This is a genomic window from Sphingomicrobium sediminis (genome assembly GCF_023805295.1).
In the GTDB taxonomy this organism is placed as follows: Bacteria; Pseudomonadota; Alphaproteobacteria; order Sphingomonadales; family Sphingomonadaceae; genus Sphingomicrobium; species Sphingomicrobium sediminis.
In genome coordinates, this window is sequence record NZ_JAMSHT010000001.1 from 1691330 (window position 1) to 1714469 (window position 23140).

26 protein-coding genes are annotated in these 23140 nt (G+C 64.0%); 21 read left to right on the forward strand and 5 right to left on the reverse strand.

What is annotated here, in order from left to right; all coding sequences use genetic code 11:
• Positions 1 to 73: 73 nt before the first annotated feature.
• The gene (gene thrS / locus NDO55_RS08715) at positions 74 to 2095 is read right to left on the reverse strand and encodes a threonine--tRNA ligase (RefSeq protein WP_252114368.1); all 2022 of its coding nucleotides are present in this window, start codon (positions 2093 to 2095) and stop codon (positions 74 to 76) included.
• Positions 2096 to 2235: 140 nt separating this feature from the next.
• Between thrS and NDO55_RS08720 the strand changes: the two genes are divergently transcribed.
• From NDO55_RS08720 to NDO55_RS08755, 8 genes are all read left to right on the forward strand, one after another.
• Positions 2236 to 2403 carry a hypothetical protein gene (locus tag NDO55_RS08720; protein WP_252114370.1) on the forward strand — a complete coding sequence of 56 codons (168 nt, stop codon included), beginning with the start codon at positions 2236 to 2238 and terminating at the stop codon, positions 2401 to 2403.
• A 2-nt stretch (positions 2404 to 2405) separates the two neighbouring features.
• On the forward strand, positions 2406 to 3017 hold the full coding sequence (locus NDO55_RS08725; RefSeq protein ID WP_252114372.1) for a hypothetical protein: 612 nt from the start codon (positions 2406 to 2408) through the stop codon (positions 3015 to 3017).
• A complete protein-coding gene (locus tag NDO55_RS08730) occupies positions 3014 to 3208 on the forward strand; it encodes a helix-turn-helix transcriptional regulator (RefSeq protein WP_252114374.1) in 195 nt (64 codons plus the stop codon). The genes NDO55_RS08725 and NDO55_RS08730 overlap by 4 nt, the downstream gene beginning before the upstream one ends.
• 4 nt (positions 3209 to 3212) lie before the next feature.
• Positions 3213 to 4127 carry an alpha/beta fold hydrolase gene (locus NDO55_RS08735; RefSeq protein ID WP_252114376.1) on the forward strand — a complete coding sequence of 305 codons (915 nt, stop codon included), beginning with the start codon at positions 3213 to 3215 and terminating at the stop codon, positions 4125 to 4127.
• A 112-nt stretch (positions 4128 to 4239) separates the two neighbouring features.
• On the forward strand, positions 4240 to 5337 hold the full coding sequence (locus tag NDO55_RS08740; protein WP_252114378.1) for a YjgN family protein: 1098 nt from the start codon (positions 4240 to 4242) through the stop codon (positions 5335 to 5337).
• Between the two features lie 22 nt (positions 5338 to 5359).
• Positions 5360 to 6394, forward strand: coding sequence for a M48 family metallopeptidase (locus tag NDO55_RS08745; protein WP_252114380.1), 1035 nt, complete (start codon positions 5360 to 5362; stop codon positions 6392 to 6394).
• Positions 6395 to 6427: 33 nt separating this feature from the next.
• Positions 6428 to 7183, forward strand: coding sequence for an alpha/beta fold hydrolase (locus tag NDO55_RS08750; protein WP_252114382.1), 756 nt, complete (start codon positions 6428 to 6430; stop codon positions 7181 to 7183).
• Complete coding sequence (locus tag NDO55_RS08755; RefSeq protein WP_252114384.1) at positions 7180 to 7863, forward strand: tetratricopeptide repeat protein; 684 nt, start codon at positions 7180 to 7182, stop codon at positions 7861 to 7863. Before NDO55_RS08750 ends, NDO55_RS08755 begins: the two co-directional genes overlap by 4 nt.
• A gap of 33 nt (positions 7864 to 7896) precedes the next feature.
• Here NDO55_RS08755 and NDO55_RS08760 read toward each other — a convergent pair whose 3' ends face one another.
• Positions 7897 to 8634, reverse strand: coding sequence for an SIMPL domain-containing protein (locus tag NDO55_RS08760; RefSeq protein ID WP_425276887.1), 738 nt, complete (start codon positions 8632 to 8634; stop codon positions 7897 to 7899).
• Positions 8635 to 8748: 114 nt separating this feature from the next.
• Between NDO55_RS08760 and NDO55_RS08765 the strand changes: the two genes are divergently transcribed.
• The 4 genes from NDO55_RS08765 to NDO55_RS08780 all read left to right on the forward strand — a co-directional run bounded on the left by NDO55_RS08765 (position 8749) and on the right by NDO55_RS08780 (position 10876).
• Complete coding sequence (locus tag NDO55_RS08765; RefSeq protein WP_252114386.1) at positions 8749 to 9171, forward strand: VOC family protein; 423 nt, start codon at positions 8749 to 8751, stop codon at positions 9169 to 9171.
• Positions 9168 to 9911, forward strand: coding sequence for a hydroxyacylglutathione hydrolase (gene gloB, locus NDO55_RS08770; protein WP_252114388.1), 744 nt, complete (start codon positions 9168 to 9170; stop codon positions 9909 to 9911). Before NDO55_RS08765 ends, gloB begins: the two co-directional genes overlap by 4 nt.
• A gap of 16 nt (positions 9912 to 9927) precedes the next feature.
• A complete protein-coding gene (locus NDO55_RS08775) occupies positions 9928 to 10404 on the forward strand; it encodes a YybH family protein (RefSeq protein ID WP_252114390.1) in 477 nt (158 codons plus the stop codon).
• A 73-nt stretch (positions 10405 to 10477) separates the two neighbouring features.
• Positions 10478 to 10876 carry a hypothetical protein gene (locus tag NDO55_RS08780; protein ID WP_252114392.1) on the forward strand — a complete coding sequence of 133 codons (399 nt, stop codon included), beginning with the start codon at positions 10478 to 10480 and terminating at the stop codon, positions 10874 to 10876.
• On the opposite strand, the gene NDO55_RS08785 is transcribed toward NDO55_RS08780, so the two are convergent.
• From NDO55_RS08785 to NDO55_RS08795, 3 genes are read right to left on the reverse strand one after another with little or no spacing between them, the layout of a single operon-like run.
• The gene (locus NDO55_RS08785; RefSeq protein ID WP_252114394.1) at positions 10873 to 12636 is read right to left on the reverse strand and encodes an AMP-dependent synthetase/ligase; all 1764 of its coding nucleotides are present in this window, start codon (positions 12634 to 12636) and stop codon (positions 10873 to 10875) included. The two genes, NDO55_RS08780 and NDO55_RS08785, sit on opposite strands and share 4 nt — an antisense overlap.
• Positions 12633 to 14339, reverse strand: a complete 1707-nt coding sequence (ggt, locus tag NDO55_RS08790; protein ID WP_252114396.1) for a gamma-glutamyltransferase — start codon at positions 14337 to 14339, stop codon at positions 12633 to 12635. The genes NDO55_RS08785 and ggt overlap by 4 nt, the downstream gene beginning before the upstream one ends.
• 11 nt (positions 14340 to 14350) lie before the next feature.
• The gene (locus NDO55_RS08795; protein ID WP_252114398.1) at positions 14351 to 15385 is read right to left on the reverse strand and encodes a quinone-dependent dihydroorotate dehydrogenase; all 1035 of its coding nucleotides are present in this window, start codon (positions 15383 to 15385) and stop codon (positions 14351 to 14353) included.
• Between the two features lie 72 nt (positions 15386 to 15457).
• On the opposite strand from NDO55_RS08795, the gene NDO55_RS08800 reads away from it, so the two are divergent.
• The 9 genes from NDO55_RS08800 (at position 15458) to NDO55_RS08840 (ending at position 23134) form a co-directional block, all read left to right on the forward strand.
• Positions 15458 to 17293, forward strand: a complete 1836-nt coding sequence (locus NDO55_RS08800; RefSeq protein WP_252114400.1) for a DUF885 domain-containing protein — start codon at positions 15458 to 15460, stop codon at positions 17291 to 17293.
• 116 nt (positions 17294 to 17409) lie between these two features.
• The gene (locus NDO55_RS08805; RefSeq protein WP_252114402.1) at positions 17410 to 17805 is read left to right on the forward strand and encodes an SUF system Fe-S cluster assembly regulator; all 396 of its coding nucleotides are present in this window, start codon (positions 17410 to 17412) and stop codon (positions 17803 to 17805) included.
• Positions 17806 to 17837: 32 nt separating this feature from the next.
• The gene (gene sufB / locus NDO55_RS08810) at positions 17838 to 19292 is read left to right on the forward strand and encodes a Fe-S cluster assembly protein SufB (protein ID WP_252115580.1); all 1455 of its coding nucleotides are present in this window, start codon (positions 17838 to 17840) and stop codon (positions 19290 to 19292) included.
• A complete protein-coding gene (locus NDO55_RS08815; RefSeq protein ID WP_252114404.1) occupies positions 19289 to 19468 on the forward strand; it encodes a hypothetical protein in 180 nt (59 codons plus the stop codon). Before sufB ends, NDO55_RS08815 begins: the two co-directional genes overlap by 4 nt.
• 133 nt (positions 19469 to 19601) lie before the next feature.
• Positions 19602 to 20345: a Fe-S cluster assembly ATPase SufC gene (gene sufC / locus NDO55_RS08820; protein WP_252114406.1), complete on the forward strand. Its 744-nt coding sequence runs from the start codon at positions 19602 to 19604 to the stop codon at positions 20343 to 20345.
• Entirely contained in the window at positions 20345 to 21085 is a 741-nt protein-coding gene (locus tag NDO55_RS08825; protein ID WP_252114408.1) for a SufD family Fe-S cluster assembly protein, read from the forward strand. Before sufC ends, NDO55_RS08825 begins: the two co-directional genes overlap by 1 nt.
• A 5-nt stretch (positions 21086 to 21090) precedes the next feature.
• On the forward strand, positions 21091 to 22293 hold the full coding sequence (locus NDO55_RS08830) for an aminotransferase class V-fold PLP-dependent enzyme (RefSeq protein ID WP_252114410.1): 1203 nt from the start codon (positions 21091 to 21093) through the stop codon (positions 22291 to 22293).
• Positions 22290 to 22766, forward strand: a complete 477-nt coding sequence (locus NDO55_RS08835; protein ID WP_252114412.1) for an SUF system Fe-S cluster assembly protein — start codon at positions 22290 to 22292, stop codon at positions 22764 to 22766. The genes NDO55_RS08830 and NDO55_RS08835 overlap by 4 nt, the downstream gene beginning before the upstream one ends.
• On the forward strand, positions 22766 to 23134 hold the full coding sequence (locus NDO55_RS08840) for a HesB/IscA family protein (protein ID WP_252114414.1): 369 nt from the start codon (positions 22766 to 22768) through the stop codon (positions 23132 to 23134). The genes NDO55_RS08835 and NDO55_RS08840 overlap by 1 nt, the downstream gene beginning before the upstream one ends.
• The last annotated feature ends 6 nt before the right edge of the window (positions 23135 to 23140 follow it).

Genomic DNA, 23140 nt, shown 5'->3' on the forward strand with positions numbered 1-23140 from the left:
ATGCACCGGCCCTTGGGTTTCCCTCTACGGAATGAAGCGCAAAAGAAGGGTTAACGCGGCGGCAACCGAAGCGTCACTTGAGGTCGGGGGGAGTCGCCTCGTCCTTCATCATCTCGACCAGCTCGTCGAGCGTCATGATCTTCTGATGCTCGTCCGAGCCGAGACGGCGCAACGCGACGGTCCCTTCCTCGGCCTCGCGCTTGCCGACGACGACCAGCAGCGGGACCTTGCCGAGGCTATGCTCGCGCACCTTGTAGTTGATCTTTTCGTTGCGAAGATCGACCTCGCTGCGCAGCCCTGCGGCTTCCAGCTTGGCATGCACCTGCTTGGCATAATCGTCGGCATCGGAAACGATGGTCGCAACGACCGCCTGACGCGGCGCAAGCCAGAGCGGCATCTTGCCGGCATAATGCTCGATCAGCATGCCGATGAAGCGCTCGTAGGAACCGAAGATGGCGCGGTGGAGCATGACCGGGCGATGGCGCTCGCCATCTTCGCCGATATAGGAGGCATCGAGACGCTCGGGCAGCACGCGGTCGGACTGGATGGTGCCGACCTGCCAAGTGCGGCCGATCGCATCGGTGAGGTGCCATTCCAGCTTGGGCGCGTAGAAGGCGCCTTCGCCCTCCAGCTCTTCCCAGCCATATTCGTCATTGTCCATGCCCGCGGCCTTGACCGCGTCGCGCATTTCCTGCTCGGCCTTGTCCCACATCTCGTCGCTGCCGAAGCGCTTTTCGGGGCGGGTCGCGAGCTTCACATGATAGGTGTAGCCGAAATCCTTGTAGATCCGGTCGGCGAGGCGACAGAATTTGTGGATCTCCTCGACCACCTGGTCCTCGGTGCAGAAGATGTGCGCATCGTCCTGGGTGAACTGGCGCACGCGCATGAGGCCGTGCAGCGCGCCATGCGGCTCGTTGCGGTGGCAGCAGCCATTTTCATAGAGCCGGATCGGCAGCTCGCGATAGGACGTGATGCCCTGCTTGAAGACGAGCACGTGGGCCGGGCAGTTCATCGGCTTGATCGCCATCCAATCCGCATCGTCGGCAATGTCGGGCGACGCGGCCTCTTCCTCGCTCTCGACATTGGGAACGATGTCGGGGACCGCGAACATGTTCTCGGCATATTTCCCCCAGTGGCCCGACTGGGTCCACTGCTTCACGTCCATGAGCTGCGGGGTCTTGATCTCGTTATAGCCGCCATCGTCGATCGCGCGGCGCATATAGGCTTCGAGCTCGCGCCAGACGCGGAAGCCATTGGGGTGCCAGAAGACGCTGCCATGCGCCTCCTGCTGGAGGTGGAACAGGTCCATCTCCGCGCCCAATTTGCGATGGTCGCGCTTGGCCGCTTCTTCCAGCCGGACGAGATGCTGCTTCAGCTGCTTCCGGTCGAGCCAGGCGGTGCCGTAGATGCGCGAGAGCATCGGGTTCGACTGGTCGCCGCGCCAATAGGCGCCCGACACGCGGGTCAGCTTGAACGCCTTGGGATCGAGATAGCCGGTCGAGGGCAGATGCGGACCGCGGCACAGGTCGATCCAGTCGGCCTCGCCAGTGCCCGTCTTGTACATCGTGATGGGCTCGTCTTCAGGCAGCTCCATCACCCACTCGGCCTTGAAGGCCTCGCCATTGTCGATGAAGAACTGGCGCACCTGCTCGCGATCCCACACTTCGCGGATCAGCGGTTTATCGGCGGCGATGATGCGGCGCATCTCTTCCTCGATCGCCGGCAAATCCTCTTCGGTGAACATGCCGCGACCCGGCGCGGGCGCGAAATCATAATAGAAGCCGTCATCGGTGGCGGGGCCGAAGGTGATCTGGGTGCCCGGATACATATTCTGCACCGCCTCGGCGAGAACGTGCGCGAAGTCGTGGCGTACCAGCTCGAGCGCATCGGCCTCGTCGCGCTTGGTGATCAGCGCCAGCTTGGCATCACCCTCGAAGGGACGCTTCAGGTCGCGCACTTCGCCATCGACGCGCGCCGCCATTGCCGCTTTCGCGAGCCCCGGCCCGATGTCCGCCGCGACGTCATAGGGGGTCGCGCCTTCGGGCATTTCCTTCACGCTGCCGTCGGGCAGCTCGATTTTCACCATCTCGGTCATGGACCCTCACCTAGTGCAGTGCAGCAACCCATTCAACCAAAAGGAGAATGCAAGGCCCCTTGTCCTTTTGTAAAGCACCCTTGACTTTAGGCGAATCGCATGTCAAATACCCTTTACAGTTTGAAAAGGACCATTGACCAATGACCATCACCGTCAAAGCATTTATCTGGGCTGCCATCATCATCGGCGCCGCGATCCTCTCGAAGCTCAACGGCTTCAGCGATGGCGGCGCGATGGGCGTCACCTTCGGCCTGATGGGCGCCGCCTACGCCTCGCTCTATTCGAGCAAGTCGTGCGGGAGCTGCTGATCATGACTGATACGACCCCCAAGGTGCGCAAGCCCGTCATCCCCTGGTTCGGGGCCATGTTCGCCTCCATCATCGGCATGGCGATCTTCCTCGACCAGAGCGGCATCGACGATCCGCTGATTGCCAACGGCCTCATGCTCATTCCCATCCTCTTCCTCGTGAAGGCCGGGATGAATGCGATGCATAATGCGGGCAGCCGCGGTGCCGTCGGCAGCCCTGCGCGCAACTATCTCAAGCGCATGGTCATCGTCAGCGTCGGCTATGTCGGCTCGCTCTTCGCGGCGACCGCGTTGATCGACGATGGCGACCCGATCACCGTCTTGAGCGTGATGATCGCCATCGTGCCGGGCCTTGCCGTTGCCGGCTATTTCTACGCCATCGGTCGCTTCATGATCGAGCAGCAGGACGAATTCCTGCGCATGCTCATGGTGCGCCAGTCCCTGATCGCCACCGGCCTTTCGCTGTCGGCGGCCTCGGTCTGGGGCTTTCTCGAAAGCTTCGGGCAGGTCCCGCATGTCGATGCCTATTGGTGGCCGATCGTGTGGTTCTTCGGCCTCGGCATCGGCGCGCTGATCAACAAGCTCGCCTACGGCACGACGGGAGACTGCGCGTGAAGAATCGCCTCAAGGTCCTGCGCGCCGAGCGCGACTGGAGCCAGGGCGACCTTGCCGAAAAACTGGGTGTTTCCCGCCAGAGCGTGAACGCCATCGAGACCGGCAAGTACGACCCCTCGCTTCCCCTCGCCTTCACCATTGCCGAGGTGTTCGACCTCGCCATCGAAGCCATTTTCGACCCCAAAGGATAGAGCCATGCAACCGATTGCCATGATCGCCGCCGCATTGGCGGCCACCGCCACCCCCTTGCCCGCATTCGCCGAGACGCACCCCACTTTCTCGGCCGAGGATGCGACCCCCGATCGCTTCAGCGTCGAAGTGCTCGGCGAGGGCGACGAGGACGTCATCCTCATTCCCGGCCTGCTCTCCCCGCGCAGTGTCTGGGAGGGCCAAGTCGACACGCTTCTCGCCAGCGGCGCGCGCGTGCATCTCGTCCAGGTCGACGGCTTCGGCGACACCGACCCCGGCAAGAATGCCGAGGGACCGGTGCTGCCCTTCCTCGTCAGCGACATCGCCAAATATATCGAGACCAACGGCCTCGGCACCGCACGGATCGTCGGCCATTCGATGGGCGGCTTTACCGCGCTCAACCTTGCGCTCGACAAGCCCTGGCTGGTCGAAGAGATCATGATCGTCGATTCGCTCCCGTTCTTCTCCGTCCTGATGGGCATGGAAACGCCCGAGGCGGCGGAGGGAATGGCGGCCGGCATGCGCGACATGATGGTGGCGCAGGCCAGCATGGACCTGCCCGCCCCCGACTGCGACGCACCCTCGATGCAGGCGCAAAGCATGGCCGTGACCAAGGCCGCGCAGTGCAAGGTCGATGCCTATACGGCGAGCGCCGATCTCGCGGTCGGCGGCAACCTCATGTACGACATCATGACCACGGATTTGCGGCCTCGCCTCGCCGAGCTCGAAGTGCCGGTGACGATGCTCTATCCGATTGCCGAGCCGCTTTCGGCGGAGATGGCCGCGGGCATCTATCCGGTCCAGTATGAAGGCACGCCCGACATCACCTTCGTGCCGGTGGAGGGCGCGCGCCACTTCATCATGCTCGACCAGCCCGACCAGATGAACGCAGCGCTCCTCGCGTTTCTCGCCGACGACTGAGACCTTTGCGCAACAGGAAGCGGCACTTCTTCCCCGAGGGACGAAGCGCCGCTTTTCTTTTGCGTCCAACGCTTTAGTGGTCGCTCCATTCCGTGGGGGAAAGTAAAGCGTTATGAATATCCATCATCAAGAAACGGCCCATGATCCGGGCCTGCCGGTCGAGTTTCGCGGCGACTGGAAAGAATATGCCGGGATCGCCATTCCCAACTTCCTGCTGACCATCGTCACGCTGGGCATCTATCGCTTCTGGGCGATCGCCCGCGAGCGCCGCTATTTGTGGAGCCGTACCCATGCCGCGGGCGACCCGCTGGAATGGACCGGCACGGGCAAGGAGATGTTCATCGGCTTCGTCCTCGTCGCCCTGATCGTCCTCCTGCCTTTCTACCTTGTTGTGCAGTGGGTCGTGCCGGCACTGGTGGCGCGTGGCCAGGACCTTGCCGCGGGCCTGCTGACGCTCCTCGTCTATCTCGGAATCGGCGCGCTTGGCGGCACTGCCATGTTCCGCGCCCTGCGCTATCGCCTCAGCCGCACCTGGTGGCGCGGCATTCGCGGCGGTAGTGACGAGCCTGGTTTCGCTTATGGCGGCCAGACGCTCGGCTACGGTATCCTGAGCGCGATCAGCCTCGGCCTCGCCTATCCCTGGACCCAGGCGCAGCTGTGGAATTCGCGCTGGAACGAGATGGAGTTCGGCTCGATGCGCTTCGATGCGCGCCTCGAGGCCGGCGAACTCTATCCGCGCTGGCTTTTGCTCTATCTCGTTCCCTTCGTTGGGATCATCGCCTTCATCGCGGGCGGCGCGGCCATCTTTTCCTCGGCTGCACAAAGCAGCGTCGACGCAGCGGGTGGCGGCTTTGTCGGCTTCATCGTTGCGATTCTGGTGGTCTTCTACATCCTGATGCCGCTCCTCTTCCTTGCCTATCACGCCAAATATCTGCGCGCGGCGGTCGAGGCGACGACGATCGGCGAGGTCCAGCCCCATTTCCGCGCGCGCACGCTGCAGTGGATCTGGCTGTGGGTCGGCAATATCGCCCTGGCCGTCGTGACGCTGGGCATCGGCGCCCTGTTCTGGAGCTATCGCAATTGGAAGTTCGTCGTCTCGCATCTCGAGCTCGAAGGCCGGATCGATCCAGACCAGCTTGCCCAGTCGCAGACCGAAGCGCCGGGCGATGCAGAAGGCCTTGCCGACGCCTTCGACATCGGCGCCTTCTAACGCATTGGGAGCGAAAGGCAGCATGGCCACCAGCGCGATCCTTTATGATGGCGACACGGCGCGGCGTCAGCGTGTCCTCGTCGATGCCGGTTCGAGCGGCGTCGTCATTGTCGATGCCGAGCATCGCCGTACCCTCGTCCCGACCGGCGACCTCATGGTCGTCGACGGGGTCAAGGATACGATCACGCTTGCCCACCAGACGCACGAAGGCTGGCGCCTCATCATTCCCGAGCCTGTCAGCGACGGCCTCGCGGCCGTGTTGCCCAAGAAGGCGCGCTATGGTGGCTTTATCGACCGGATCGGGCTGGCTCCTGCGCTGATCGCACTGGCGGGCATTTCCGCACTGGTGCTGGTCGGCGCCTATGCCGCGCCCGCCGCGGTCGCGCCGCTCGTCCCGACCGCCTGGGAAGACAATCTGGGCGATGCGATGGTCGGCGATTTCGGCGACCGTCGCTGCCGCAGCCCGGAGGCCGAGGCCGCCGTCACCGCGCTCATCGACCGGCTCGCCGGCCCCGAGGCCGCAGCACGGATCGAACCCGCCATCCTCGACGTCGACTGGGAAAATGCCGCCGCTTTGCCAGGCGCGCACATCGTCCTGTTCGACGGCGCCATCGACCGCTGGGAAAACCCCGACGCGCTCGCCGGCGTCATCGCCCACGAAATCGCCCATGTCGAAGAACGCCATGTCACCGAAGCACTCGTCCGCGAGCTCGGCATCGGCGCCCTGCTCCGCCTGTTTGCCGACGATGTCGGGGCCGAGGCGCAGAACCTTGTCGCGCTGAGCTACAGCCGCGGCAATGAAAGCGAAGCCGACGAGGAAGCCATCCGCATGATGGAAGAGGCCGGCATCTCGCTAGAGGGCGTGGCCGAATTGTTCGACGATTTCGCCGGCATGGGCGACGGCGGCCGACTTGAGGAATTGCTGTCGAGCCATCCGGTGAGCGAAGGTCGCGCCGACAAGTTTCGCGCCGCCGCCGAAGCGCAGGGCGAAACCCGCCCCGCCTTCACCGATGCCGAGTGGGATGCCATCCGCAACGCCTGCGACCCCGCAAGCTAGCCGCGGCCTAAGTTCCCCGCTAGGCAAGGCGGCATGACCCAACCGACCGAGCTGCGCTACCTGCGCCACGACGATCGCCGCCTCGCCTATCGCAAGACCGACGGCAAGGGCCTCACCTACCTTTTCCTGCCGGGCTATGCCTCCGACATGGACGGCGGCAAGGCCGAGGCGATCGACCTTTATGCGCAGCGCCAGGGCCGTTCCTGCCTGCGCTTCGACTATTCGGGCACCGGCCTGTCGGACGGCGAGTTTTCCGATGGCACCTTGAAGCGCTGGCTCGACGAAACCCTCGCCATGATCGATGCCCATGCCGATGGCCCGGTCATTGCGGTCGGCTCGTCGATGGGCGGCTGGCTCGCGCTGCATGCCGCCTTGAACCGGCCCGACCGGGTGAAGGCGATCCTCGGCATTGCCGCCGCGCCCGACTTCACCAATTGGGGCTTCAGCCTCGATGAAAAGAAGAAGATCATCGCCGAGGGCAAGATCGAGCGCCCGACCCCCTACGGCCCCGACCTCATGGTCACCCACATGCCTTTCTTCCGCTCTGGCGAGGAAATGCGGCTGTTCACCAAGCCCATCCCCTTCACCGGGCCGATGCGCCTCGTCCATGGAGACAAGGATACCGACGTGCCGATCGGTGTGCCGTTGAAACTGATCGAGATGGTGCAGAGCCACGACGTTCAGCTGCGACTCATCAAGAATAGCGGACATCGCCTCTCCCAGCCCCACGAAATCGGCGCCATCATTGCCGAGCTGCATGCATTGGACCATCAGATCAGCAACGCATGATTTCACTTCTCGCTCTTGCCATTGCCGCCCAGGAAGTCCCGCCCGTCGCCACGCCTGGCGAAGTGCTGCGCTGCGCCGAGGACGCCTCGGTCAAAAGCGCGCTATGCCGCGCCACGGTCGCGCAGGGCGAAGGCCGCCATGCCGATAGTGCGCGCTTCTTCGAAGAGGCTGCCTTGCTCGCCGCAGACGCTGGTGAGCAGGCCCGCGCCAATGCCGCGGCTGGCGCCATGTGGCTGGCGGCCGGCGATCCGACCCGCGCGCTCGGTCCGATCGACGCGGCGCTGGCGAGCCAGACTTTGGATGCCATGCAGCGCGGCTTCACGCTGATCGACCGCGCCACCGCGCTTTACGGCCTGTCGCGGGCCGACGAGGCGCTGGTCGCGCTCGACGATGCCGCCACTCTGGTCGACCAGGACCCTTACCTGTGGTTCCTCGGCGGGCGCATCGCGCTCGACCTCGAGCGGTTCGACGATGCCGAGCTGCGGGTCGGCAACGGGCTCCTGCTCGCGCCCGACAGCCCCGAATTGCTCCACCTTGCCGGCCTCGTCGCCATCGCCAAGGGCGAACCCGACAGCGCCAAGGATTATTGGCGCAAGGCGGTGCTCGCCGCGCCCGGCCACCCTGCCGCCCGCGCTGCGGGACAGGGGCTCCAGCTCCTGGTCGGCGACGAAGCGGAATAGCCGCTCCGCCGCCTGCTCGCGGGCCTGGCTAACTCAGTCGAGATAGAATTGAATGGTGGTGACGACCCGCACTTTCTTGCCGGGCCGGTCGCCGGCGCCATAGCCGCCTTCGCCATCGCGCGCGCCGATCGAGAAATAGCCCTGCGTCGCCGTTTTGATCGATCCGACATTGGTGCCGCTATCCTCGGCGAACCGCTCGGCCCCGGCGCGCGCATCGCGGGTCGCCTCGGCGATCATCTCCGGCTTGATCTCGTTCAATCCGGTGAAGGTGTAGGTCATGCCCGACCCGTCCGACACGCTGACCCCGCGCCGCGCCAGCTCGAACTGGCGTTCGGCCACGCGTTCGGCGCCTTCGATATCGTCGGTGCGGAAATGAAGCCGCTGGCTGATCGAGGTGATGCGCTGTCCATTGCGGACATATTCGTTGACGTTGACGCCCGAGGGGCTGAGCGCGTCGGCATCAAAGCCGGCCTCGCGGAAGAAGGCGTAGATGGTCTCGGTATCGCGATCCATTTCGGCCTGCACCGCCTGCAGGCTGGGCCCCTCGGCCGAATAGCTGATCGTCCAGGTGGCAAGATCGGCGGTCACATCGCGCTCGGCCAGCCCGCGCACCGTGACGGCGCGGTCGGCAGCCTTGGCACGCAATAGCCCGTCGCCGAGCAGGTAGCCGCCGGCAATCATCCCGATCGCCAGCACGATGGCGGCGAGGATCAGGCTTCGGGGGTTGGCGACGACCTTTTCGAAGGTGGTGGTCTCGTTCGTTTCCGTCATCGCGCCTCTCCTGTTCATGGGGGCCGGACACCGTTATCCTGCCGGAAATGGCGTTAGGCGAGCTGCACTGAACCTGCGGTGAACCGTGCATATCTATCGACGAACGGAGTTTGAATGACCAGCTTCCTGCACAGCATGATCCGCGTGACCGACCCCGAGGCCACGGTGGACTTCTTCAAGATGCTCGGGCTCGAGGAGCGCCGCCGCAAGGACAGCGAAGGCGGCCGTTTCACGCTCATCTTCATGGGTGTGCCGGGCGAGGATGCCGAGATCGAGCTCACGCACAATTGGGATGGCGAAAGCGATGATTTCGGCGGCGGGCGCAATTTCGGCCATCTCGCCTTCGAGGTCGACGATGTCTACGCCACCTGCGAACGGCTCCAACAGGCTGGCGTCACCATCAACCGCCCGCCGCGCGAGGGCCGCATGGCCTTCGTGAAGACACCCGACGGCATCTCCATCGAGCTCCTGAACAAGGGGGGCGCACAGCAGCCTGCAGAGCCGTGGATGTCGATGGACAATGAGGGCAGCTGGTGAATTACGAGATCGATCATGTCGGGCGGATGGAGATCGCCTGCGTCCCCGCCTTCAGCGACAATTATCACTGGCTGGTAAAGGTCGGCGATGCGGTCGGCGTGGTCGATCCGGGCGACGGCGATGCCTGCCTGAAAGCCGCTGACGCGCTCGGCTGGACCATCACCCATATCCTCAACACGCACTGGCACCCCGACCATGTCGGCGGCAATTTGCGGGTCAAGGAAGCGACCGGCGCGACCATCGTCGGCCCTGCCCCCGAGGCCGAGAAGATCCCCGGCATCGATGTCCAGCTGGACGAAGGCGACAGATTCGAGCTTGGCGGCGCGACGGCCCGCATCTGGCACATTCCGGGCCATACGCTCGGCCATATCGCCTATCTTTTCGACGATGACGGCGTGGCGTTCGTGGGCGACACCATCTTCGCGATGGGCTGCGGCCGGATGTTCGAGGGCACGCCCGACCAGATGCACGGCTCGCTCCAGCGCTTCACCGAATTGCCCGCATACATGAAGCTCTATTGCGCGCACGAATATACGCTCTCCAACGGCAAGTTCGCGGCCCACGCCTTCGCCGATGACGGCCCGATCGCCGAGCGGCTCGCCGCGGTCGAGGCGGCCCGCGCAAGAAACGAACGCACCGTCCCGACGACGGTCGCCGAGGAGATCGCGACCAACCCGTTCCTGCGCGCCGACAGCCCGGCCGCCTTCCACGACCTGCGCCAGGCCAAGGACAATTTCTGATCGAGGGGGAAATCGAATGAGGACAATTGCGATCATGGCTGCGGCCATCGGCCTTGCTGCCTGCGAGGCGGGAACGCCCGCGCCCGAGGCGCCGGTCGAGAGCGCCGAAGCCGTCACCGCGGCCGATATCGAGGCGCTGCTCGCGGATAGCGCGGCGGGGTGGAATGAGGGCGACATGAAGCGCTTCCTCGCCCTCTATTCCGACGCGCCGGAGACCAGCTTTGCCGGATCGGGCGGCCTGCTGCGCGGCACGGCGGCGATGGAACAGCGCTATCGCGAGGCCTATGACTGGTCCGATCCCGATCCGTCCGAACGCGGCATTCTCACCTTCGAAACGCTCGATTTCCGCCCGCTCGGCGAGGACCATGCGCTCTTCATCGCGCGCTACATCCTCACCTATCCCGATGACCGCGAGCCGGCTACCGGTCTCACCAGTCTCGTCTTCGCACGCGAGGCCGAGGGCTGGCGGCTCATCGCCGACCATTCGAGCTGAGCCTCGTTCAGCTTGTGGAAACTCGGGCTGCGGAGGATCGTTCTCGACGCGTCGCACAAAAAGGAATTCGCTCATGAAACGGATTGCCATTCTCGCCGCCCCGCTTGCGCTTGCCAGCTGCACGACCCCGCAACCCTATGCGATGACCGACGATGCCCGCGCCACGCTCGAAGACGAACTGGAAGGCCTCGTCGCCGGCGAACCGCAGAATTGTCTCGACATCAACTCCACCAGCCGCAGCCAGGTGATCGACGAAAAGACGATCCTCTATCGCCGCGGCTCGGTGCGCTACCTGCAGGTCTTCGACAATCGCTGCCCCGGTCTCGGCGATTTCGGCAATGCGCTCGTCATCGAACCGTTCGGCGGTCGCATCTGCTCGAACGACACGGCGCGGATCGTAGACACGTCGAGCGGCATCCCGGGCGGCATCTGCGCCTTCGGGCCGTTCATTCCCTATCGCGAAGCCGACTAGCTCTTGTAGAGCTTGCCCAACCGATCCTCGTACATGGCGAGGATCTTGTGGCGGCGAATGCTCTGCTTGGGCGTCAGCATCTCATTGTCGACGGTGAAAGGCTCGTCGGCGATGATGAAGCGGCGGATCTTTTCGATCACGCTCAAATCCTTGTTGACCTTGTCGACGACGCCGCGCAGCGCCTTCTGGATTTCTTCGTCGCTCATGCCCTTGGTCGCCTCGGCATCGGGCACCAGCAGCGCGACGATGTACGGGCGACGATCGCCATAGGCCATGGCCTGCGCGATTTCCGGGTAGAGCGTGAGGATGCCCTCGATCCGCTGCGGCGCGACATTGTCGCCCTTGTCGAGGACGATGAGGTCCTTCTTGCGGTCGGTGATGCAGATCCGTCCCTTCTCGTCGAGATGCCCGACATCGCCGGTCAGCAACCAGCCTTCCTCGTCGAGCACCTTGGCGGTGTCGTCCTTGTTGCGCCAATAGCCGTTCATCACGAGCTCGCCGCGCACGCAGATCTCGCCATCCTCGGCGATCTTCACCACGGTATTCTTGAGCGGCGGCCCGACCGTTTCCATGCGTAGGCCGACCTTGGGACGGTTGCAGCTGATGACCGGTCCGCTTTCGGTCTGGCCATAGCCCTGGAGCATGGTCAGTCCCATCGCCTGGAAGAACAGGCCGACATCGGGATTGAGCGGCGCCCCGCCCGACACCATCGCCTTCATGCGCCCGCCGAACTTGCCGCGCACCTTCTTGCGCAAAGTCTGCGACAGGATCGCATTCATCGGCGCATCGAGCAGGCTCGACCGGCCCTCATAGCGCTTTGTCTCGATCTGGATGGCGCGGTCGAGCAGATATTGCGCGAGCCCGCCTTCCTTCTCGATCGTCTTGAGCATCTTTTGGCGGAGCATCTCGAACAGGCGCGGCACCACGACCATCAGCGTCGGGCGCACTTCCTCGATATTGCTGGCGAGCTTCTCGAGTCCTTCGGCATAATAGATCTGCGCGCCAAGGCCGATCGGAAAGTGCTGGCCGCCCGTATGCTCATAGGCGTGGCTGGCGGGGAGGAAGGAGAGGAATACTTCGTCCTCCCAATCGAAATCATTGGCGATGACGTCGACGCAGCCTTCGACATTGTGGAGGATCATGCCGTGATGCTGCATCACGCCGCGCGGCGCGCCGCCGGTGCCCGACGTATAGATGAGGCAGGCAAGGTCGCTGCGCCCCATCTGCCGCGCCTCTTCCTCGAAGGCGATGAGATCGGCCTCGGTCGCGGCTAGGTCCTCCCAATGATGGAAGTGGGCAATGTCGGGCGACTGGCCGGTGATGATGTCGTCGATCGAAATGACATGATGACATTCGCTCGCAAACAGGACCGCCGGCAGCAGCGGTTCGGCCAGTTTCTGGGTCGACACGATCACCGCGCGCGCATCACTATTGCCGAGAATGTGCTGGTGATCGCGCGTCGTATTGGTGGTGTAGGTCGGCACCGTGACGCCGCCCGCCGCCATGATGGCGAGGTCGGCGATCAGCCATTCGGGACGGTTTTCCGAGACCAGCATCACGCGGTCGCCCGCCTCGATACCCATGTCGCGCAGTCCCTGCGCCAGCGACGCGACCTTCTGTGCCGCCTCGCGCCAGCTGATCGACTGCCACGCCTTGTCCTTCTTGGCCCAGAGGAACGGCTTGTCGCCCTGTTCGCGGGCGCGGGTGAAGAACATCGTCACCAGGTTGGGAAAATGTTCGAGCTCCACTTTCTTCGTCATGGGGCGGCAACTCCTAAAACGTCTTTTTGGGTCCGGGGGTCGAAGGCGGCGACCCAGCCGGAATTTACGCGCTCGACCGCATTGGCCTTGAAGCGCGGGGCAATGATGCGAACGTCGGCGTGGCCGCGGTCGCGGAGCGCGGCAGCGAGGGCTTCCGCGCCGTCATGCTCCTCGATCATCACGACGCCCGGGGCGTACATGTTGGGTAGGTAGATCGCTTGCTGCGCGCCATAGCCGAAATCGATATAGGCGATGATGTTCTTGGCGGTCTGGGTGATGATCGTCGGCCCGCCGGCAGCACCGATCGCAAGTACGGGCGTCCCCTCCTCATCGAACACGATCGTCGGGCTCATCGAACTGCGCGGGCGCTTGCCCGCTGCGACGGCATTGGCCACCGGATTGCCGGCCTCGTCGACCGGGCGGAAGCTGAAATCGGTGAGCTCGTTATTGAGGAAATAGCCGTTGACCATCAGGCCCGACCCGAAGGCGCCTTCGATGGTCGAGGTGAGCGAGACGACATTGCCCTCGCCATCGGCCACCGCGAAATGGCTGGTGCCGTTTTCGTTCGGCTCCATGCCGAAGGCGACCTGCACGGCGCCCGCGGGCGAGCCCGGCGCAACGTCGGTCAGCGCGCTCTCCGGGTCGATCATCGCCGAGCGTCCGGCGAGATACGTCTTGTCGAGCATGCCGGCGACCGGAACGCTCACGAAATCGGCATCGCCCAAATAGGCGTTGCGATCGGCCCAGGCGACCTTGCTGGCTTCGGCAAAGAGGTGCCAGAAGGCCGGGCTGTCAGGCCCCAATGCAGCAAGGTCGAACCGCTCAAGCAGGCCGAGGATCTGCAACACCGTCGTTGCGCCCGACGAGGGCGGCCCCATCGAGCAGACATAATAAGTGCGATATTCGGCGCACACCGGCGCGCGCTCCATGGCTTCATAGGCAGCAAGGTCGGCGGTGGTCATCGGCGCGGGCGCGACTTCGGTCAGGCTGACCTTGTCGGCAATCGCGCGGGCATTGGCGCCGGTATAGAAAGCGCTCGGGCCGTCGGCGGCCAGCCGCTCGAGGAAATCGGCAAAGACCGGATTGGTGAGCATCGTCCCGACCGGCTTGGCATTGCCCTCGGCGTCGAAATAGATGGCCCGCTGCTCCGCCGTCAGGGTACGCGAGAAATCCTCATTGCCGAGCATGGTGTGCAGCCGGTTGGTCATCGGGAAACCGCCGCGCGCCAATGCGATTGCCGGCGCAAACAGCTCGCTCCATTCGAGCTTGCCATGCGCGTCATGCGCCATCTTCATCAGCGCGACATTGCCGGGCACGCCGACGCTGCGTCCGCCCGGTACGACGCTGCGGAACGGGACGGGTTCGCCATCGGGGCCGAGGAACCAGTCGGGTCCCGCCGCCATCGGCGCGCGCTCGCGCCCGTCATACGTGGTGATGTTACCCTGATTGTCGGCGCGCAGCATGAAGCCGCCGCCGCCAATGCCGGAGCTTTGCGGCTCGACCAGGGTCAGCGTGACCAGCACCGCGATCGCCGCATCGGTCGCCGACCCGCCCTTGGCCAGGATTTCCTCGCCCGCCGCGACCGCACGCGGCTCCGCCGCGCTGACCGCGCCGACAGCAACTTGCGGCTCTTCATATGTCTCGGGAAGCGTGCTGCACGAGGCGAGCAACAAGGCGGCTAGCGGTGTCATTGTGCGCAGCATGGCCATGTTCGCTACTCGGTTCCGACGATCTCGGCAATGTTGCTGACGCCCTCGGCCTCGAGGCGGCGCGACAGGCCTGCAGCAATCTGCATGGCGAGGCCGGGCCCCTCATAGACCAACGCCGAATAGAGTTGGACGAGGCTCGCCCCCGCGCGCATCCGCACCCACACGTCATTCGCATTCTCGATCCCGCCGGCAGCGATGAGCGGGATGTCGCCACCGCTGGCTTTGCGAAATCCGCGCAGCGCGGCGAGCGCCTTGTCTTTGAGTGGACGCCCCGACAGCCCGCCCGTTTCGCTCGCCAGGGGAGACTGAAGCGTGTCGGGGCGGTCGATGGTCGTATTGGAAACGATGAGCGCATCGATCCCGCTGTCGATCGCGACCCTGGAGATGCGCTCGGGATCGTCGGCTTCGAGGTCGGGCGCGACCTTGAGGAAAACGGGCGGCCCCGCATCGCCGCGTGCTTCACGCACCGCCTGCAGCAATTCCTTCAATGCCCCCTCGTCCTGCAGCTGCCGCAGCCCCGGCGTGTTGGGCGAGGAGATGTTGACGGTGAGATAGTCGGCCAGCCCGCCCATGCGCTGGACGCCCAGCACATAGTCCGCGATCCGATCCTCGCTATCCTTGTTGGCGCCGATATTGATCCCGACCACGCCGCGTTCGCGTACCCGCATCTGCAGGCGCTCGGCCGCCTTTAACTGGCCACCATTGTTGAAGCCCATACGGTTGATGACGGCATGGTCCTCCTTCAACCGGAACAATCGCGGTTTGGGATTGCCCGCCTGCGGTCGCGGCGTAAGCGTGCCCACCTCGACGAAACCGAAGCCGAGCCCCAGCATCGCGCTCGGCACCTCCGCATCCTTGTCGAAACCCGCTGCGAGCCCGACCGGCGAGGGGAAATGAATGCCGGCAATCTCCTGCCCCAGCGACGGCGCGAATTGCGGCACCGGCTTGCGCGGCATGCGTTTCAGCGCGGCGATGGTCGTGCGATGCGCATCTTCGGCGCGGAGCGCGAAGACAAGCGGCCGGAACAGGCGATAGATCATGGCTGCCCCCTAGCGCGGTCTCGATAATGCGGGCAAGATCGCGCGCGAAACGAATTGATCGGAGCCATTTTCATGAACAGCCGTATTGCCCTTCTCGCCGCCGCTGCCAGCCTCGCCGTCGCGGGCTGCACGACCGCCCAGACCGGACCGGTCGAAGCCTGCTGCGCCGCCCCCGCCGCTGCCGACGAGGCCAATGCCGAGCTTGCGCAGCTCTTCGCCGAATATGATGCGGCCATGCTCGAACTCAGCCCGCAATCGAAAAGCTATCGCGGCATTATCGACGAGGATTATTCGACGCTTGGCGATCCGAGCCTTGAAAATGACCTCGCCCAGCTGCGCCTCATGCAGTCGACCGCCAATGCGATGAAGCTGCAATTCGACCGCGCGACCCTGAATGAACAGGACCGCATCAGCTACGACCTCTTCCTACGCGACCTTGCGATGGAAGAACGCCTACAGCCCTTCCATCGCTACGGCTTCATCTTCAACCAGATGTTCGGCCAGCAGTCGGGCATCCCCGCCTTCCTCATCAACATCCACCGCGTCAGCGAAGTCGACCATGCGGTCGCCTATGTCGAACGCATCGCCGACATCGGCCGTTACATGGACGAGCTCACCCAAGAGAGCGCAGCGCGCGCGAATGACGGCATCATGCCGCCCGACTGGGTCTACCCCTTTGTCCTCAACGATATCGACAACCTGCTTGCCGCAGGCACCGAAAATGCCGTGCTCGAGGATTTTGCCGGCAAGATTGCCGCGCTCGACATTTCCGACGAAGCCAAAGCCGGCCTGATGGACGGCGCGGAGACGGCGTGGACGCTGAGCGCCATCCCCGCCTACCAGCGGCTTCGCGCCGAGATGGTCCGCCAGCAGGCCATGGCCCCCACCGATGATGGCGTCTGGCGCCTGCCCAGCGGCGCGGATTATTATGCCGCGCAGCTTTCCAACTATACCAATAGCGACATGACCCCCGACGAGGTCCACAATATCGGGCTTCGCGAAGTCGAACGCATCCACGGCCTGATGCGCGGCATCATGGCAGAGGTCGGGTTCGAGGGCAGCCTGTCCGACTTCTTCGAATTCACCCGCACCGACCCGCAATTCTTCGCGCAGAGCCGCGAGGAATATCTCGCCAAGGTCGATGCCGTGTACGAGAAGATCAATCCGGTCCTCCCGCAATATTTCGGCATCCTCCCCGAGGATGACCTGGTGGTGAAGCCGGTCGAGGCCTTCCGCGAGAAGAGCGCCGGCAAGGCCTTCTACCAATCGCCCGCCCCGGACGGCTCGCGCCCTGGCACCTATTACGTCAATCTCTACGAATTGGATGCGATGAGCCTCAACGAGCTGGAGGCGCTGGCCTATCACGAGGGCAATCCCGGCCACCATCTCCAGCGCTCGATCCAGACCGGCCTCGACGGCCTGCCCAACTTCCGCCGCTTCGGCGGCCAGACTGCCTATACCGAGGGCTGGGGTCTCTATTCGGAGGAATTGGGCAAGGATATGGGCTTCTACACCGACCCCTATTCCGACTTCGGGCGCCTCGGCATGGAGCTGTGGCGTGCCGCGCGCCTCGTCGTCGATACCGGCCTCCACCACAAGCGCTGGAGCCGCGAGCAGGCGATCGACTATCTCCTCACCAATACGCCCAACCCCGAGGCCGATGCGCGCAAGGCGATCGAGCGCTATGCCATCCTGCCCGGCCAGGCGACCGCCTACATGATCGGTAAGCTGAAGATCATGGAGCTGCGCCAGCGGGCAATGGACGAATTGGGCGACCAGTTCAGCTGGGCCGAATTCCATGACCGCGTGCTTGCGCCCGGTCCGGTCCCGCTCGACATGCTGGAGGCCAATATCGACACCTATATCGCCGCCAAGAAGCGCCTCGACGACGCGATGGTCGGCGAATAGGTCGGAAACAGGCTGATGCGAACGACTCGCAACAGCCTGTTCTTCCTTGAAAAAGGGCCGCGGGAGCCCTAGCTGCCCAATCGGAACGATTTGGTCCGATTAAGCACTGGAGCCTTATGCGTCTGACGCATCTTGCCGATTATGCGGTCGTGATGATGACCGAAGCCGCGCGCCACCCCGGCGCGCGCCTGTCGGCGGCTGCCTTGTCGGAAGAGACGGGCGTCCCGTTGCCCACCGCGCAAAAGCTGATGCAGGCGCTGGGCAAGGCAGGCCTCCTCGAAGGGCATCGCGGCGCGGGCGGCGGCTATTCGCTGTCGCGCGATCCGCAGGCGATCAGCCTGGCCGACATTATCGAGGCGGTCGAAGGCCCCATCGCGATGACCCAGTGCAGCGAAGGCGTCAGCGATTGCGCGCTCGACACGCATTGCCGCGTCAAGCCGCATATGGGCCTCATCGGACAGAAGGTACGTGGCGCATTGGACGCCGTCAGTTTGCAGGAGCTTTCGCGTTGAGCGAGCAGAAGACCCTCACATCCCGCGAGGAAATGAATCCCGAGGCCCGTGCGGCGCTCGACAAGGATTATGAGTGGGGATTCTCGACCGATATCGAGCAGGAATTCGCGCCCAAGGGCCTCAATGAGGACACGATCCGCTTCATCTCTGCCAAGAAGGGCGAGCCCGAATGGATGCTCGAATGGCGGATGAAGGCCTATCATGCCTGGCTCGAAATGGAGGAAGTGGACTGGGCCAAGCTCACCATTCCGCCGATCGATTATCAGGATGCTTATTATTATGCGGAGCCCAAGCAAAAGCCGAAGCTGAAGAGCCTCGACGAACTGGATCCCGAAATCCGCCGCACCTACGAAAAGCTCGGCATCCCGATCGAGGAGCAGAAGGTGCTCGCGGGCGTCGAGGGCGCACGCAAGGTCGCGGTCGATGCGGTGTTCGACAGCGTGTCCGTCGCCACCACCTTCCGCGACGAACTCGAAAAAGCCGGCGTCGTCTTCATGTCCATCTCGGAGGCCATCAAGGAGCATCCCGAGCTGGTGAAGAAATATATCGGCTCGGTGGTCCCGCAGCGCGATAATTATTTCGCCTGTTTGAACAGCGCAGTCTTCTCCGACGGCACCTTCGTCTACATTCCCGAGGGCGTGCGCTGCCCGATGGAATTGTCGACCTATTTCCGCATCAATGCCGAGAATACCGGCCAGTTCGAACGCACGCTGATCGTCGCCGACAAGGGCTCTTACGTCAGCTATCTCGAAGGCTGCACCGCGCCGATGCGCGATGAAAACCAGCTCCACGCTGCGGTTGTCGAAATCTACGCGCATGAAGATGCCGAGGTGAAATACTCCACGGTCCAGAACTGGTATCCCGGCGACAAGGACGGCAAGGGCGGCATCTACAATTTCGTCACCAAGCGCGCTCTGTGCGCGGGCGACCGCTCGAAAGTGTCGTGGACGCAGGTCGAGACCGGCAGCGCGATCACCTGGAAATATCCGAGCTGCATTTTGAAGGGCGACGATACGGTCGGCGAATTCTACTCGGTCGCGCTCACCAACAATTTCCAGCAGGCCGATACCGGCACCAAGATGGTGCATATCGGCAAGAATAGCCGCTCGACGATCATCTCGAAGGGCATCAGCGCCGGCAAGTCGGACAATACCTATCGCGGCCTCGTTCGCGTGCTGCCCAAGGCGGAAAATGTCCGCAACTTCACCCAGTGCGACAGCCTGCTGCTGGGCGGGGACTGCGGCGCGCATACCGTGCCCTATATCGAGGTGAAGAACCCGACCGCGACGATCGAGCATGAAGCGACCACCTCCAAGATCAGCGAAGACCAGATGTTCTACGCCCAGGCCCGCGGCCTCGACGAGGAAGCGGCGGTCGCGCTCATCGTCAACGGCTTCGCCAAGGAAGTGCTGAAGGAACTCCCGATGGAGTTCGCCGTCGAGGCGCAGAAGCTCCTCGCATTGTCACTGGAAGGGAGTGTCGGATGATCCGTTACGTACCTGAAGATATCGCCAAGGACGTCGCCGCCTTCGTTGAGAAGAGCTGCAAGGAAACCGGCGTGCATACCGACGAGAAATCGGGCCGCGTCGCCATCGCGACGACGTCGGAAAAGGATCTGGAAAAGATCCGCAAGAAATTCGCCAAGCAAGGCTTCGTGGTCTGATCGGGCCGCACCAAGAGGGAGAAGGAATATGGAACCAGCAGTCTGGATCGGAATCGGTGTCCTCGTGGGCGCCGTCGTCGGCTTCCTCATCCGTGGTGGCCTCGACAAGAAATAGAGATTTGAAACACACAACATGCTGAAGATTGAAAACCTCCAGGTCGCCGTTGGCGACAAGCCCATTCTCAAGGGCCTCGACCTCACCGTGCCCGCGGGCGAAGTCCATGCCATCATGGGCCCCAACGGCGCGGGCAAGTCGACGCTGAGCTACGCGCTCGGCGGACGTCCGGGCTATGAAGTTACGGGCGGAACGGTCGAGTTCGATGGCGAGGATCTCCTCGACATGGACCCGCACGAACGCGCCGCTGCCGGCCTGTTCCTCGGCTTCCAATATCCGGTCGAAATCCCCGGCGTATCGATGCTGCAATTCCTGCGCGAAAGCCTCAACGCCCAGCGCCGCGAGCGCGGCGAGGAAGAGTTGTCCGGTGCCGACTTCATCAAGCGTGCGCGTGAGCAGGCCAATGCGCTCGGCCTTCCCGCCGACATGCTCAAGCGCCCCGTCAATGTCGGCTTTTCGGGCGGCGAGAAGAAGCGCGCAGAAATGGTCCAGATGGGAATCATGCAGCCCAAATTCGCCGTCCTCGACGAGACCGATAGCGGCCTCGACATCGACGCCTTGAAGGCCGTCGGCGAAGGCATCAACCGCATCATGCGTGATCCGCAAAAGGGCGTGCTGCTCATCACCCATTACCAGCGCCTGCTCGACTATGTGAAACCCGACCGGGTCCACATCCTGTCCGCCGGCAAGATCGTCAAATCGGGCGACGCCGACCTCGCGCTCGAGCTCGAACGCGACGGCTACGCCGAGGTGCTGGCCTGATGAACGCCCCGCTGCCCACCCGTGCTGACGAGGCCTTTCGCTACGCCGATATCGCGGCGCTTGGCGAGGTGTGGGATGACCTTGCTGCGCCCCAGCACGTCGAAATTGCTGCGCAGCAAAAGTTGCAGCAAATCTGGTTACCGAGCGGTGACGCGGTCGACGTGAAGCGTGCGAACATCGTGCTCGAAGCGGGCGCAAAGTTCGACCTCTATGCCCTGAATGCTGCGCCCCGTTACGGCCGCATCGAACTCGACGTCTCGCTGCACGAACGCGCCGATTTCAACTTCCATGCGGCCAATGTCGGCGGCGGCGAGACGACGCTCGAAGTCGTCACGGTCGTGCGTCATGTTGCACCCGATGCGACCAGCAACCAGACGGTGCGCACGGTGCTGGGCGGCAAGGCAGTCGGCTCCTATCTCGGCCAGGTCGCGGTCGCCCGCGAAGCGCAGAAGACCGAGAGCGAGCAGGACGTGAAGGCGATGCTGCTGTCGCGCGAAGCGACCGCCAATGCCAAGCCCGAACTCGAAATCTATGCCGACGATGTCGCTTGCGCGCATGGCGCGACGGTGGGCGAGCTGGACGCGATGCAGCTTTACTATGCTGCAGCCCGCGGCCTGCCGCCCGAGGATGCCAAGGCGCTGCTGCTCGAAGGCTTTATCGGTGGTCTCTGGGACGAGCTTGGCGAGGATGCCGAGATTGCGACCCTTGCCCGCACGAAATTGCGCGAGCTCACCCGGTGAACGCCGTGACCGCCATTTCCCCCGCGACCATCCGCGCCCAATTTCCGGGCGTCGGTGATTGGCACTATCTCGATAGCGCCGCCACGGCCCAGAAACCGCAGGCGGTGATCGACGCCGTCGCGCGCGGCTATGGCGAGACCTATGCGACCGTGCATCGCGGCGTCTACGACCGCTCGGCCGCGATGACGCGCGCCTATGAAGCGGCCCGCGAACGCGTCGCCGCCTTCATCGGCGGCCAGCCCAACGAAATCGTCTTCACCCGCGGCGCGACCGAAGCGATCAACCTCGTCGCCGCGACGTGGGGACGCGAGCATATCGGCAAGGGCGATGCGATCATCGTCAGCCGCCTCGACCATCATTCCAACATCGTGCCGTGGCAGATGCTTGCAGGCGAAGTCGGCGCAGAAATCCGCGTCGCCTCGATCACCGACGAAGGCCGCGTCGACCTCGATAGCGTGCGCGACCTCATCGACGACCGCGTCAAGCTCGTCGCGCTGCCGCAGGTCTCTAACGTCACCGGCGCCGTCCTCGATGCCCGCGCCGTCGCCGACATGGCGCACGACGTCGGCGCCAAGCTGCTGCTCGACGCCTGTCAGGCCGCGCCGCGCCTGCCCATTGATGTCGCCGCCCTCGGCTGCGATTTTTACGCGATCAGCGGGCACAAGATGTACGGCCCGACCGGCATTGGCGCGCTGTGGGCCAGGGCCGACATCCTCGACGCCATGCCCCCCTATCAGGGCGGCGGTTCGATGATCGACCGCGTGAGCTTCGAGGAAGGTACGACCTTCGCCCCCGCCCCCACCCGCTTCGAGGCAGGAACGCCGCACATTGTCGGCGCGGTCGGCCTTCACGCAGCGTGCGACTGGATCGACGGCATCGGCCGCGACGCGATCCACGCACACGAGGCCGAGCTGGTCGCTGCGACCCGCGAAGGCCTTGCCAAGCATAATGACGTGACCATCTACGGCCCTGCCGACAGCGCCGGCATCGTCAGCTTCAATGTCCGCGACATTCACGCGCACGACGTCGCCACCATCCTCGACGATGCGGGCGTCGCCGTGCGTGCGGGCCATCATTGCTGCCAGCCGCTGATGGACCATTGGGGCGTGCCCGCCACGGTCCGCGCCAGCTTTGCCGCGCATAGCGACATGGCCGACGTCGAGGCGCTGCTCGAGGGATTGAATAAAGTGAAACGGATTTTCGGATGAACGAGCCACGCAAGATCGAGACCGAAACGGTCGACGCGGTCGAAAAGCCGCCCCGCGCCCGTGTCGGCGAAACCCCGATGCAGGAAGAAAGCCCGGCCGAGAAGCTGGAGCGCAAGCGCGACTATCTCGAAGGCTTCCTGGCCGGCGAGAAAAAGGACATCGAACCGTCGGAGGACGTCAAGGCGGCCATCGTCGAGATGCTGCAGACCATCTACGATCCCGAAATCCCAGTCGATATCTACAATCTCGGCCTCATCTACGATGTCGAGGTGTCCGACGAAGGCGATGCCATCGTCACCATGACGCTCACCACGCCGCATTGCCCCGTCGCCGAAACGATGCCGGGCGAAGTCGAGGTCCGCACCCTGTCGGTGCCGGGCGTTCGCGATGCCGAGGTGAAGCTCGTCTGGGACCCGCCCTGGGACCCGAGCAAGATGTCCGACGAGGCCCGCCTCGAACTGGGGATGCTCTGATGGCTGAGACGAAAAATCGCCCCGACGCGCGCAAGAAGCCGGCTGCGATCACGCTGACCCCAGCGGCCGAACAGCGCATTGCCGACCTCATGTCCAAAGCGCCCGACGACGCGATTGGCGTCAAGCTCTCGACCCCGCGTCGCGGTTGCTCGGGCCTTGCCTATTCGGTGGATTACGTCAGCGAGGAATCCTCGTTCGACGAAAAGATCGAGACGCCGGGCGGCATCTTCTATGTCGACGGCGCGAGCGTGCTCTATTTGATCGGCAGCGTCATGGACTGGAAGGAAGACGATTTCGCCGCCGGCTTCGTCTTCGACAATCCCAATGCCACCGGCAGCTGCGGCTGCGGCGAGAGTTTTACGGTCTAGCTGCAT